Origin of the sequence: Metaplanococcus flavidus (genome assembly GCF_042675885.1) — a bacterium.
GTDB lineage: Bacteria > Bacillota > Bacilli > Bacillales_A > Planococcaceae > Planococcus > Planococcus flavidus.
Genome location: NZ_JBHTKI010000003.1, coordinates 1 through 13,103, shown reverse-complemented (window position 1 = coordinate 13,103; position 13,103 = coordinate 1). Strand labels below are relative to the sequence as shown.

Below are 13,103 nucleotides of genomic sequence, written 5' to 3'. Positions count from 1 at the left end.
CCTGTTTTTACTTCTTTTATGGTTTCTATACTACTTCAATGAAACCTGAATATCATTAAGTTATTTACGTAACTGGGTTTGATTGCGTTTCAGGGTTATCAGAATTGGTGGCAATGTGAGAAATCGCAAAAAAGACCTTTTGTAAGTTTGGTTAACTTACGCAAGGTCTAATTCAGGGATTCTGTTTAACTCATAGTCTTTTATTTTGATACTTGAATTTACTTTATTTTTCTATCCGGCAGGCGTTCATCCCTGTTTTTGTTTAATACGCTACCCAACTTAATCCTGTCGTGCCCTCACCCGCATGGACGCCCACGCACACACTCAGTTGGACCACTTGTACTTTTAAATCCGGAAACTCCTGCAGAAGCTCATTCTTCCAGCTTTCAGCATCGGCGGCATTATTGCAATGAATAGCCGCAACTTCCGGTACCGCGCCTGCAGCCATATCTGCTCGCAGGGCATTCATTACCTTGCTTTTTGCCCGCTTATCTGAACGCACTTTTTCTTTCATGACGGGTTTGCCCTCTTCAAAACTGATGACCAGTTTAATATTCAGCAAATTGCTCAAAAACGTTTGCGTCCCGGAAACGCGGCCGCTTTTGTGCAATTGTTCAAGGCTCGATGGAATAAAGGACAAATGGGATCGGGCTGTCATATCTGTAATTGCTGCTATCACTTCTTCAGCCTCTTTGCCTTCCGCAAAAAGTTTATCGCCAGCTTCAATCATCTTTACCATCGGGAATGAACCGATCTTCGAATCCACTGGATACACTTTAAAATCCGTCATTTCCGACGCTGACTGTGCACTTTCAAATGTACCTGACAATCCGCTGGACAAGTGCAGCGCAATCGCCAAATCGTATCCTTGCGCTTCCAATTCTTCATACAGAGCGAGCATTTCGCCAATGGCAGGCTGCGAGGTTTTCGGTGAAGTTTTTGCTGAACGCAATTTACCATAGAATTCTTCCTGTGTAAGATCAATCGATTCCCTGTACGTTCCATCGGCAAAAACAACAGTGAGAGGCAGCACATAGACATTGTGTTTTTGGACGAACGCTTCATCAAGTTGTGCAGCTGTATCCGTAATCCAAGCTATTTTTTTCATAAAAATTCTCCTTTACAGACCACTCCCCTACAGGAACCGGCTATCGACTACCGTTAACTTACATGATGCATCCGCAAACAAGTAGTGACAGGTGTCATAAAAGAAGGAAGTTTAAAAATGCCAGCCATAATTTAAACTTATTTTGTTTTATTAATGGATCACGTTTTCTTATTTTTCAGGTCCGCTAATCAATTAAGATATTGCAGACCGGGCATCCCCGGGCTGTCTTACGCCCACAGAAACCCCTCACATCATTTGCTTTCCAGTTAATGTTAACAGTACGATAGCTATGTATCATAAAAACTTTCAGTGGAGGAATTCTTATGAAGTATACCGTCATTACAGGTTCCAGCTCAGGCATTGGATACGAAACCGCGTTAGCTTTTGCGACACGGAATAAAAACCTCATTTTAATTGCAAGACGGGAAGCTCAGCTTAATGAATTAAAAAAAGCGATCCACAACGTGAACGCGGATCTGGACGTCGTAATCAAACCTGCAGATCTTTCCCAAAGTGACCAAGTTCATGAGCTATACGAAAGCCTAAAAGAATATGACATTGAAACCTGGATTAACAATGCCGGTTTCGGAAATAGTGCGCCTGTTGCTGAACAACAGGTAAAAAAGATTGAAAAGATGCTTCGGGTAAATGTTGAAGCGTTAACAACTCTTTCTACACTTTACGCACGTGATTATTCCAACAAAGAAGGCACACAATTAATCAACGTATCATCTGATTTGGGATACAGGATCGCCCCCAATGCTGTATCGTACGCTGCGACCAAGTTCTACGTGAGCGCATTTACAGAAGGACTGGCCCAGGAACTCAGTGATCAGGAAGCTCCAATGAAAGTAAAGATACTGGCGCCGGCCATGACAGAAACGGAATTTGTGAAAACCGCTAAGGAGATAGATGAGTTCAGCTACAGCGACAATGTCCAAAAGTATCACACGGCAAAAGAAATGGCCCAATTCATGCTGGACCTTTACGATAGTGACAGGGCTGTTGGGAAAGTGGACAGTGAGAGCTATGAATTCGAATTAATGGATCCTATTTTTCCTTATGTTTCGAAGCGTACAGCAAAGTGATGTAACTATTCCTTTCCATAAAAAAATCCTCCCACTAAGTGAGAGGAGTTTTCTTTATGATTGAACGATATTACATCATGCCGCCCATGCCGCCCATATCAGGCATGCCGCCGCCTTGTCCTGCCGGTTCCGGAATGTCTGCTACGACAGCCTCGGTCGTCAGGAACATAGCCGCAACGGATGCTGCGTTTTGTAATGCATAACGCGTAACTTTGGTTGGATCGACGATGCCTTCTTCAAGCATGTTGACCCACTGGCCGTTTGCTGCGTTGAAGCCGATGCCGACTTCTTCTGATTTCAGGCGGTGAACGATGATCGATCCTTCAAGGCCTGCGTTTGTCGCGATTTGGCGAACCGGTTCTTCAAGTGCGCGAAGAACGATTTTAATGCCTGTAGCTACATCGCCTTCAGTTGTTTCAAGAAGTTCTGCGACTTTGTTGTAGACGTTGACAAGTGCTGTACCGCCACCTGCCACGATTCCTTCTTCAACTGCTGCGCGCGTAGCGTTCAACGCATCTTCAATGCGTAGTTTGCGTTCTTTCAATTCTGTTTCAGTAGCCGCTCCGACTTTGATCACTGCTACGCCGCCGGCAAGTTTCGCGAGGCGTTCCTGCAATTTCTCTTTGTCGAATTCAGAAGTTGTTTCTTCCAATTGGCTGCGGATCTGGCTGACGCGTCCAACGATATTCTGAGAATCCCCAGCGCCTTCAACGATCGTCGTGTTTTCTTTCGTCACAACAACTTTTGCTGCGCGGCCAAGCTGTGCGATGTTCGTTGATTTCAAGTCAAGACCAAGGTCTTCCGTGATGACTTCAGCGCCAGTTAATGCTGCAATATCTTCCAGCATTGCTTTGCGGCGGTCACCGAATCCTGGAGCTTTGACCGCTACAGCGTTGAATGTACCGCGCAGTTTATTGACCACCAATGTAGCCAATGCTTCGCCTTCAACGTCTTCAGCGATGATCAACAAAGGCTTGCTTTGCTGAACAACTTGCTCCAGAATCGGAAGGATTTCCTGGATGTTGCCGATTTTCTTGTCAGTGACAAGGATGAACGGGTTTTCAAGAACCGCTTCCATCTTATCTGAATCCGTCACCATATATGGAGACTGGTAACCACGGTCAAATTGCATACCTTCGACTACGTCAAGCTCTGTTGTGAAACCGCGTGATTCTTCCAATGTGATGACGCCGTCGTTTCCGACACGCTCCATCGCTTCAGCAATCAACTGGCCAACTTCAACGTCGCCTGATGAAATCGCTGCAACTTGTGCAATCGAGTCTTTGTCTTCGATTTGCTGTGAAACGGCTTTCAGGCCTTCAACAGCGCTTTCCACTGCCATTTCAATGCCTCGGCGGATTCCCACAGGATTCGCGCCAGCAGTTACGTTCTTCAAGCCTTCACGGATCATTGCCTGAGCAAGAACCGTTGCAGTCGTCGTACCGTCACCGGCGATGTCATTCGTTTTAGAAGCAACTTCTGCCACAAGTTTCGCGCCCATGTTTTCAAAAGCGTCTTCAAGTTCGATTTCTTTTGCAATCGTAACACCATCATTTGTAATCAGTGGTGAACCGAATTTTTTCTCAAGGACAACATTGCGCCCTTTTGGCCCAAGCGTAACTTTTACCGCATCCGCCAATTTATCTACACCCTGCAGCATGAGGGTACGTGCATCTTCACTGAACTTAATCTCTTTTGCCATGTTTAGCTTCCTCCTGTATCAAAATGTATTTTATTAATATTTAACCGATTACTGCTAAAATATCGTTTTCACGTAAGATCAAGTATTCTTTGCCTTCATATTTCAATTCAGATCCCGCATATTTCGAGAAAATCACACGGTCGCCTTCTTTTACATCCAGCTCCGTACGTGTGCCGTTTTCGCGGATCAAGCCATTTCCTACCGCGATGACATTGCCTTCCTGCGGTTTTTCCTGAGCCGATCCCGGCAATACAATCCCGCTTGAAGTTTTTTCTTCCGCTTCGATGAGTTCAATGATAACTCGGTCTCCTAATGGTCTTAACAATTGAAACACCCTCCTCTGAATAAATAAATGCAATCATTAGCACTCTCACTCTTCGAGTGCTAACCCATTTTCAAGTTTAATAAATATAAAGAATATTTGCAAGTGGAAAGGTAAGTAGTTTTGAAAAGATGAAGAAGGTTTTACTCCAGCGGCCCAGCTCTTCGGGTCATATACCAGAATAGCTATTCTTTTTTCGCTGGTTTTGCTAAACCCACAGTGCTCCTGTCTCTGTCCCTGCATCGCTGCGCTAGCTTCGAGACATGAAAGGGCGTTGCATCGCTTCGCTAGCTTCGTCGCAAAGAGGTGGACCAAATGTAATTTGGTCCACCTCTTGCCTTACAGAGCTTAACGGGCGCTTGCACTTTTCCTTGTCCAGACTCCAGCGGCCCAACTCCTCGGGTCATAAGCCAGCAAAAGTGCTGCTCCTGCATCGCTCCGCTGCTTCGTCGCAAGAGGTGGCCCTAAAATTATGGACCATCTCTCGCTGTCGCTTTTCCCAATATCTTTGCGGTATTTTTTCGAAACAATTACAATAGAAGAGAGATTTGCAATCGAAAGGAATTTTGCGTAAATGGCCACCAAGAAAAACCCAGTGAAGGATCTATTTTTCAAAGACTCTGGACCAAAAACCAAGAAGAAGACAAAAAAGACTTCCCTATATGTAATTTTAATCTTTATTGCCATCCAATTTTCTCCGATCCTGTTCCTGTCCACCACTTACAATTACTTTATAGATCAGGGCATGGAACCTGATACTGCTCAAGCCGCTACATCCGGCTGGCTTATATTCATCGCAATGGGCATCGGTTTCGCCATTGCCATGTTTGTTGTCTTCCGTGACAAGAAATTTTTTGATATCTGGAAAGGCAAAAAACTTGGTTTATGGTGGTCTATCGGGTGGGGAGTTTTAGGATTTCTGCTGCTGCTCATCGGACAGTCGATCGCCGCCCTGATTGAAGTGGCCATTGGCATCGAACCAGGTTCCGAAAACACATCCAATCTTGTCAGTATCGCAGAAGTGGTGCCAGTCGCCATTTTTGCCGTCGTCCTCTTCGGCCCTGTAATGGAAGAGCTCGTTTTCCGGCGCGTCATTTTCGGATCTTTGAACCAGACCACCAATTTTTGGATTGCAACAGCTGTCAGCGCCATTGTTTTTGCCATAGTCCATATGGAATTTATCCATATCCTGCTGTATTTCACAACCGGCCTGATTTTAGCCTTCCTTTACCAAAAAACAAAACGCTTACTGACACCTATCATCGCCCATATCCTGCTGAACGGCTACGTCATGCTTATTCAGCTGAATATGGATTCGATCAATCGCTTTATAGAACGTATGGAACAATTGGAGCAAATGCAGTTCATCTTTCGCCTTTTCTTCAATTAAATAGAGCCCGGCTGCAAATTGCAGCCGGGCTTTTCTTTGTCTTCAGATATTTTCGCTATAAAAACAAAACCTCACGGAGTTTATTCCTCCGACAGGCTTTGTTGGTCTTCAATTGCCTGCTGCTGTTCGGCTTTCAAAAACTTGCGGTAGCCGACTTTCGCGATGACAATACTGAATTCGTATAAAAGAATCAATGGCAGCGTTACGATAAGATGCGAGATGATGTCCGGCGGCGTAATGAATGCTGCAATGACCACCAGGATAAAATACGCATATTTGCGGTATTTTGTCATCAGCATCGGTGTGATGAGCCCAAGTCTTGTAAGGAACAGCATCAGCACCGGCAACTGGAATATAAAACCGAATGGCAAGGTAATCTGGAACAGGAACTGGAAGTATTCATTGATTCCGATCGTTTCCTGAATGGCAAGGTTGTCTGAAATATTGAGCATGAAGCCGATTACGTAAGGAAACAGCACCAAATAGGAAAATGCAATTCCGCCAACAAACAGCAACAGTGAAAACGGGATATAGCTTAACGTCGCCCGCCGCTCTTTGTCATGCAGGCCGGGGCTGATAAATGCCCAGAAATGATACATGATCACGGGTGAAGTAATGAACAGCGCTAGGATCATCATGACCTGCATATAGATTTTTAGCGGGTCCGTAATTTTAAAGGCGTTCAAGGTCAGGTTTTTCGCTTCATCGGTAAACTGCAGATACTGGATCAGCGGCTGCGCCAGAAAAAAGCTGACAATCACGGCCAATAGAAAGAAAACGACTATAATCGTCAGCCGTTTTCTCAATTCACCTATATGTTCAACTAATGTCATATCTTTTTCAGTCATCGGATAAACATCCTATCGTAATTCTTTTTGCTCGTCTTTCTTCTTTGTTGCAATATCATCGTCGTCATCATCAACAAGCCCTTTAGTGGCATTCTTGAATTCGCGAAGTGAAGAACCGAACGCTTTACCCAATTCCGGCAATTTCTTCGGCCCGAAAATTAACAATGCTACAACTGCAATAACGATTAAACTTAGTGGACCTGGCATAATTGACACCTCCTGTAGTATACGTCTTATTTTACAGCATCTGTGGCGCTTTGGCTATTTCCGCAGGCTTCACAAATGTGAAGGTTTTAAGTCAGGTTTGCTTGATCAGATAGATCAGAGTCTGCAGCTCCACTGACAAGTCGATTGTCTGCACACGGATGTGCGAAGGGACGGCAATGCGCACCGGCGTGAAGTTCAAAATCCCTTTAATGTCCATCGTGGCCAAGCGGTCGGTGACTTCCTGTGCGGAACGGGACGGCACAGTCAAAATGACTACTTCAACACCATATTCTTTTACCTTCTCTTCAATCATATCCGGATGATACGTATCGATTCCGCTGATCTTTTCACCCTCATGCGGGCTGTTCGAATCGAAAGCAAGAATGATTTTCGTATTGTGGTTGCGGTGGAAATTATATTTCAGAAAGGCGCTGCCGAGGCTGCCGACACCGATCAGCGCAACATTTGTCGGCTCATCCTGATCCAGTGTTTTGCGGAAAAACTCGAGCAGTTCCTTCACCTCGTAGCCGTAGCCTTTTTTGCCAAGCGCACCAAGATGCGAGAAATCCCTGCGGATGGTGGCAGAATCTATTTTCATTGCTTCGCTGAGTTCCTGGGAAGAGATTCTCTTCTGTCCCGCATTGGCGAAGTTCTGCAGAAATCGGTAATAAAGCGGAAGCCGCTTTGTAGTGGCTTGTGGAATTTTAGCTGATGGTTCCTGTAACATGAAATGTTACCTCCCAGGGTCTTGTCAAATCGACTTTATCTTACATGAGGCAGCCCGATATGTAAAGGCTTGGCCGATTGCGAAGCCTGCCTCTATCAGCTACACTTAGAAAGAATAGAGGTGACCCAAAATGATCGTTCTGCAAGTAAACCAAGTCCATAAATCGTTCGGAGCGGATGAAATCCTTTCCGGCGTCAAATTAGAAGTTCAGCACCGTGACCGGGTCGCTCTTGTCGGCCGCAATGGCGCAGGAAAATCAACATTACTGAAAATTATTTCCGGGGAAATGTCTTATGACAGCGGTGACATCATCATGCCGAAAGAGCTGACAACCGGCTATCTCGAACAGCAGTCCAAGCTCGAGTCCGATATGACAATCTGGGATGAAATGATGACCATTTTCCACGCTTTCCGTGAACAGGAAAAACAATTGCGCCATCTCGAAGAACAAATGGCGGATCCAACTGTCTACAACAATCCTGAAATGAATGAAAAAGTCATGCAGGAATACGATCTTTTGCAGACTAATTTCAAAGATGCCGGGGGCTATCAATATGAAGCCGATACCCGCGCCATTCTGCACGGCATGAAATTCTATCCGGATGATTTCGGTAAAAAAGTTGTTTCATTGTCGGGTGGCCAGAAAACGCGTCTGATGCTCGCGAAGCTGCTGCTTTCGAAACCACAACTCCTGATTCTCGATGAGCCCACCAACCACCTCGATATCGAAACCTTAAGCTGGTTGGAAAATTATTTAAAAAATTATCCCGGCGCCATCCTGGTCGTGTCGCATGACCGTTATTTCCTCGATCAGATTGTCACGCTGGTCTATGAAGTATCACGCCACCGCGTCAAGAAATACACAGGCAACTACAGCCGTTATCTTGACGAAAAAGCGAAACAATACGAATTGGACCAGAAGCAGTTCGAAAAACAGCAAGGCGAAAAAGCCAAGCTGGAGGATTATGTTGCCCGTAACCTGGTTCGCGCATCGACCACCAAAATGGCGCAGAGCCGCCGTAAAGTTCTTGAGAAAACCGATTGGATGGAAGCTCCGGACGGCAGTGAAAAATCAGCCCGTTTTGGCTTTACAATCGAAAAGCAAAGCGGCAACGATGTACTGAACGTGCAGGGGCTGAAAATCGGCTACAGCGGAAATCCGGTGTCCGAAGATATCGACTTGAAACTTTACCGCCAGGAAAGCCTGGCATTAGTAGGACCAAACGGCGTCGGCAAATCGACGCTGCTGAAAACCATCATGAAAGAAATTCAGCCGCTTGCCGGCAATATCCATTACGGCACCGGCATCCGATTTGGCTATTACGATCAGGAACAGGCTAATCTCGTGGGCAATAAGCTCGTATTAAATGAGCTATGGGACGATTATCCGATGATCAATGAAAAGGATATCCGCGGCATACTCGGCAGCTTCCTGTTCTCGGGAGATGATGTACTGAAGCCGGTTTCTTCGCTGTCAGGCGGCGAGAAAGCGCGTGTTGCACTGGCAAAGTTAATGATGCAAAAAGCGAATGTTCTTCTGCTCGATGAGCCCACCAACCATTTGGACCTCGACAGCAAAGAAGTTCTCGAAAACGCTTTGCTCGACTACCCTGGCACCATCTTATTCGTATCGCATGACCGCTATTTCATGAATCGCATATCCACCAAAGTGGTTGAATTGATGAAGGAAGGCACAACCGAGTATCTCGGCGATTATGATTATTATGTGGAAAAGAAACTGGAAACAGAAGAACTGAAGGCGTTGGAAGAAGCTGAAAATCCTTCAATCGCCAGTTCAACTGAAACAATCCCTTCTACCTCCCAAATCGATAAAGAAGTGAAAAAATTGGAACGCCAATTAACACGCCAACTCGAAGAAGTGGAAGAAAATATGGAAAAATTGGATCTGCAAATTAAGGAAACCGAAGAACAGTTCACCGATCCGGAAATTTTCCAGGATCATGAGCGCCTTCTCCCGCTGCAGCAGCAACTGGAAGAGCTAAAAGCAGAGCACGAAGAAACGATGACACTTTGGCTCCAATTACAGGAAAAACTTGAGCATATCAACAATTAACCGTATACTTTTGTATGCGGTTTTTCTCTGTCCAGACTCCAGCGGCCCAGCTCTTCGGGTCATAAGCCAGCCCAGCTGCGCGGCGGAGCGCCACTTCGCTGGTCCGTCTTATGCCTTTCAGAGCTTAACGGGCGCTGTCGCTTTTCTTTGTCCAGACTCCAGCGGCCCAGCTCTTCGGGTCATAAGCCAGCCCAGCTGCGCGGCGGAGCGCCACTTCGCTGGTCCGTCTTATGCCTTTCAGAGCTTAACGGGCGCTGTCGCTTTTCCGTATCTACATATTGGTCAATACCTTTTTGCGAAATATTTGTTTCCACAAAGTTGTGCACAAACCCACTCCTTTTATATCAACTATCAACATAGTTACACACATTATCCACAGTCTATAAAAATGTTATCCACATAGTATACTGATATATAGTACACAAGATATAGGAAATCACCAAGTTATTCTCCACTTACAAACAGTTTACTAACAAATTGTGCATAAGTACAAATGTTCTCTATTGACATATGCACACTTTTTTGTTCACGAACAGTGGATAAATAGCTGTAATTTTCGTATTTTTTCAATTAATATCATACTTGTAGACAGTTATTCACAGCCAGTAAAAAGCTCTTCACCCATACTGTGGGTAAAGAGCTTTTATTGTTTATAAACGTTTATACCCAGGAATCCATTGCCATTCCCGGACGGCCATTCATTGCCATATTGCCGCGGATGCCTTTTTCGTACATAACAGTGCCAGCTGCCGCAATCATTGCGGCATTATCGGTGCACAAACTCAATGGAGGGATAAAGAAGGAAACTCCTTTTTCCGCAAATTTCTTTTCCAGTGAAGTTCGCAAGCCTTTATTGGCCGCTACCCCTCCAGCCGCAATTACTTGCCGCACGCCATATTGCTCGGCGGCACGCAGGGTTTTGGCTGTAACGACTTCCACCACGCTATTCTGGAATCCTGCCGCCACATCTTCCGGAGCCACTTGCTCCCCCCGTTGTGCTGCATTGTGCATATAATTCAATACAGCGGATTTCAAACCGCTGAAACTGAAATCATAAGTGCCTTCTTCCAGCCAAACGCGGGGAAAAGCCACTGGGTTACTGCTTTCATGGGCGAGCCGATCGATATGCGGACCTCCTGGATACGGCAGATTTAAAGTACGGGCCACTTTATCATATGCTTCTCCCGCCGCATCATCACGGGTCTCTCCGATTACCTCAAAATGACCGTGTTCCTTCATATAAACAAGTTCCGTATGTCCCCCCGAAATCACCAGTGCAAGCAGTGGAAACTCCATTTCCTGCGCCAGTCGGTTGGCGTAAATATGCCCAGCAATATGATGAACGCCGATAATCGGCAATTGATGGGCAAAAGCGAATGCTTTCGCAGCATTCACGCCAATCAATAAAGCTCCGACTAGCCCAGGTCCTTCTGTTACCGCCACTGCACTTAATTGAGAAGGAAGCATATCGGCGCCTTTCAAGGCTTCTTCAATGACAATCGTAATCTGCTCCACATGATGTCTCGAAGCAATTTCTGGCACCACACCTCCAAAACGCTTATGGCTCTCAATCTGAGAAGCCACAACGTTTGAGATAATTTCGGTACCATTTCTCACTACGGACGCTGCTGTTTCATCACAACTTGTCTCTATTCCCAATACATATATATCTTTATTCATCAAAGTTCACCCACATCACTATGGCATCTTCAAAGTTATCTGAATAATAGCTCTTGCGGATGCCGCCATTTTTAAATCCGAGTTTCTCATAAAGGTTTCTTGCCGGCGTGTTGCTGACTCTGGCCTCAAGTGTCATCGTCTTTGCCCCGTTTTCTTTGGCTGTTTCCATAGCGGCACGCATGAGTTTTTCCCCCAGCTTTTTGCCCCGCTGTTCCGGTCGAATGGCGATATTGGTCACGTGGGATTCATCCATTATAATCCACAATCCGCAGAAACCGACTATACCATCAACTGTCTCAGCCAATACATAATAGGCATGCTGATTGTCCATCATTTCATAAAAAAAAGCTTCTTTTGTCCAAGGCAGACTGAAGGAAGAATGCTCAATGTCGTAAACAGCATCAATATCCTTCACGGTCATTTTCCGGAATACCACTTCTTCATTCATGATTCAACGCCGCCCTGCGCCTTAATATAATTTGCTTCTGCTTCCGTAATACGGCGATATTCAGGGACCGCATGATGGATTTCCTGTTCTGCCGACGTTTTCGCCAGCATGATCAGGTTTGAAGCACGCGGTAACCGGTTCGATGGCGCTGCGAAAATGGCCTGATCCCCCAGATTTTTTCTTATCGTTTCTTCATGAATTTCAATATCATTCCCCACGAATAAAACGGGACGACCCAATTCTTTTAATTTCAACAGAAATTCACTTACTTCACTATGCTGATCCGGAATCACTGATTCCAATCTTTCTCCATCATAGGCACCGATAAAAGCGGTCCCTCTTCTGGCATCCATCAGCGGACAAACAATACCATCAAAAAACTGTCCATTGGCGGCAAGCACTTTCAGGCTCGACACCATATGCAGCGGTATTTTCAAGGACCAAGCCAATGTTTTGGCAATTGTCAATCCGATGCGAACGCCTGTATACGAACCTGGACCTTCAGCAACAGCGATATGAGTCAAATCAGCCGGTGTGATCTTTGCCGTAGCCATCATTTCTTCAATTGCAGGCATCACTGTCAACGAATGATTGATTTTGAGATTCGAGCTTTCTTCTATTAGAATGCTGTTATCTTTCGCCAACGCAATGGCCAAAGGGGAATTTGAAGTATCAATACCTAGATAAATCATGGCATAAGCTCCTTACAAAGAGTTTCGTAGCGTGTTCCTATTGGATAAAAACGGATTGCCCGCCCTTCTTCCGACAGGCGTTCCATAATGATTTCGAGTCGCTCTACCGGTAAATAATCTTCTATGAATTGTGCCCATTCCACGACTGATACAGCGTCATCGGCAAACAATTCATCAAAACCAATGTCTTCATCGCTATTCTCGAGCCGGTAGACATCCAAATGATTCAGATTCAGATTACCGGAATATTGCTTTAAGATAGTGAATGTCGGGCTATTGACCATCCGTTTAACTCCAAGACCTTTCGCCAAACCCTTTGTGAATGTCGTCTTGCCGGCACCAAGACCGCCTTCCAACGTCAGCAAATCCCCCGGTTGCAGGTATCCCGCCAGCTTGGCAGCAAATTCTTCTGTTTCTTCAGGCGTATTTACTTCTATCATATAGGTCATTAGTTTTGTCACCTCTATTAAGTCTTTACATAGTTTAGCGGAGATATGTCCGTAAATCAAAATATATTATTCACACCGTTCTAATGTTTGAAATTAAAAATTTACATCTGACATTAAACCCGTTGCTTTTAGACAAAAAAAATAAACACAGCGGCTTGGCTGTGTTTATCATAAGACGGTCCCGACCGGGATCGAACCGGCGATCTCCTGCGTGACAGGCAGGCATGTTAACCGCTACACCACGGGACCATAAAAAAACCAGACCAGCGACGTCCTACTCTCACAGGGGGAAACCCCCAACTACCATCGGCGCAAAAGAGCTTAACTGCCGTGTTCGGGATGGGAACGGGTGTGGCCTCTTTGCCATC

General features: G+C 45.4%; 13 protein-coding genes, 1 tRNA gene and 1 rRNA gene. 3 read left to right on the top strand and 12 right to left on the bottom strand.

Features of this window, described 5'->3' with window-relative positions; translation table 11 throughout:
- Positions 1 to 262: 262 nt before the first annotated feature.
- Positions 263 to 1,108: a DegV family protein gene (locus tag ACFQ1X_RS01335; RefSeq protein WP_144840347.1), complete on the bottom strand. Its 846-nt coding sequence runs from the start codon at positions 1,106 to 1,108 to the stop codon at positions 263 to 265.
- A gap of 323 nt (positions 1,109 to 1,431) precedes the next feature.
- Between ACFQ1X_RS01335 and ACFQ1X_RS01330 the strand changes: the two genes are divergently transcribed.
- A complete protein-coding gene (locus ACFQ1X_RS01330; protein ID WP_144840346.1) occupies positions 1,432 to 2,196 on the top strand; it encodes an SDR family NAD(P)-dependent oxidoreductase in 765 nt (254 codons plus the stop codon).
- A gap of 70 nt (positions 2,197 to 2,266) precedes the next feature.
- On the opposite strand, the gene groL is transcribed toward ACFQ1X_RS01330, so the two are convergent.
- Both groL and groES read right to left on the bottom strand, forming a co-directional pair.
- Positions 2,267 to 3,898 (bottom strand): chaperonin GroEL, encoded by a 1,632-nt coding sequence (gene groL, locus ACFQ1X_RS01325; protein WP_144840345.1) that lies wholly within the window; start codon positions 3,896 to 3,898, stop codon positions 2,267 to 2,269.
- 40 nt (positions 3,899 to 3,938) lie between these two features.
- Complete coding sequence (gene groES, locus ACFQ1X_RS01320) at positions 3,939 to 4,223, bottom strand: co-chaperone GroES (RefSeq protein ID WP_144840344.1); 285 nt, start codon at positions 4,221 to 4,223, stop codon at positions 3,939 to 3,941.
- A gap of 571 nt (positions 4,224 to 4,794) precedes the next feature.
- On the opposite strand from groES, the gene ACFQ1X_RS01315 reads away from it, so the two are divergent.
- Positions 4,795 to 5,610, top strand: coding sequence for a CPBP family glutamic-type intramembrane protease (locus tag ACFQ1X_RS01315; protein WP_144840343.1), 816 nt, complete (start codon positions 4,795 to 4,797; stop codon positions 5,608 to 5,610).
- Positions 5,611 to 5,690: 80 nt separating this feature from the next.
- On the opposite strand, the gene tatC is transcribed toward ACFQ1X_RS01315, so the two are convergent.
- From tatC to ACFQ1X_RS01300, 3 genes are all read right to left on the bottom strand, one after another.
- A complete protein-coding gene (gene tatC, locus ACFQ1X_RS01310) occupies positions 5,691 to 6,458 on the bottom strand; it encodes a twin-arginine translocase subunit TatC (RefSeq protein WP_379081027.1) in 768 nt (255 codons plus the stop codon).
- Positions 6,459 to 6,470: 12 nt separating this feature from the next.
- The gene (locus ACFQ1X_RS01305; protein ID WP_144840341.1) at positions 6,471 to 6,665 is read right to left on the bottom strand and encodes a twin-arginine translocase TatA/TatE family subunit; all 195 of its coding nucleotides are present in this window, start codon (positions 6,663 to 6,665) and stop codon (positions 6,471 to 6,473) included.
- A 91-nt stretch (positions 6,666 to 6,756) separates the two neighbouring features.
- On the bottom strand, positions 6,757 to 7,392 hold the full coding sequence (locus ACFQ1X_RS01300; RefSeq protein ID WP_144840340.1) for a redox-sensing transcriptional repressor Rex: 636 nt from the start codon (positions 7,390 to 7,392) through the stop codon (positions 6,757 to 6,759).
- Between the two features lie 130 nt (positions 7,393 to 7,522).
- Between ACFQ1X_RS01300 and ACFQ1X_RS01295 the strand changes: the two genes are divergently transcribed.
- On the top strand, positions 7,523 to 9,466 hold the full coding sequence (locus ACFQ1X_RS01295) for an ABC-F family ATP-binding cassette domain-containing protein (protein ID WP_144840339.1): 1,944 nt from the start codon (positions 7,523 to 7,525) through the stop codon (positions 9,464 to 9,466).
- Positions 9,467 to 10,126: 660 nt separating this feature from the next.
- On the opposite strand, the gene tsaD is transcribed toward ACFQ1X_RS01295, so the two are convergent.
- The 6 genes from tsaD to rrf form a co-directional block, all read right to left on the bottom strand.
- Positions 10,127 to 11,146, bottom strand: coding sequence for a tRNA (adenosine(37)-N6)-threonylcarbamoyltransferase complex transferase subunit TsaD (tsaD, locus tag ACFQ1X_RS01290; protein ID WP_144840338.1), 1,020 nt, complete (start codon positions 11,144 to 11,146; stop codon positions 10,127 to 10,129).
- On the bottom strand, positions 11,139 to 11,594 hold the full coding sequence (rimI, locus tag ACFQ1X_RS01285; protein ID WP_144840337.1) for a ribosomal protein S18-alanine N-acetyltransferase: 456 nt from the start codon (positions 11,592 to 11,594) through the stop codon (positions 11,139 to 11,141). Before rimI ends, tsaD begins: the two co-directional genes overlap by 8 nt.
- On the bottom strand, positions 11,591 to 12,286 hold the full coding sequence (tsaB, locus tag ACFQ1X_RS01280) for a tRNA (adenosine(37)-N6)-threonylcarbamoyltransferase complex dimerization subunit type 1 TsaB (RefSeq protein ID WP_144840336.1): 696 nt from the start codon (positions 12,284 to 12,286) through the stop codon (positions 11,591 to 11,593). Before tsaB ends, rimI begins: the two co-directional genes overlap by 4 nt.
- Entirely contained in the window at positions 12,283 to 12,735 is a 453-nt protein-coding gene (tsaE, locus tag ACFQ1X_RS01275) for a tRNA (adenosine(37)-N6)-threonylcarbamoyltransferase complex ATPase subunit type 1 TsaE (RefSeq protein ID WP_144840335.1), read from the bottom strand. Before tsaE ends, tsaB begins: the two co-directional genes overlap by 4 nt.
- A 176-nt stretch (positions 12,736 to 12,911) precedes the next feature.
- Positions 12,912 to 12,984: transfer RNA gene (locus tag ACFQ1X_RS01270), tRNA-Asp, on the bottom strand.
- A gap of 12 nt (positions 12,985 to 12,996) precedes the next feature.
- A 5S ribosomal RNA gene (gene rrf, locus ACFQ1X_RS01265) occupies positions 12,997 to 13,103 on the bottom strand; the annotation flags it as partial.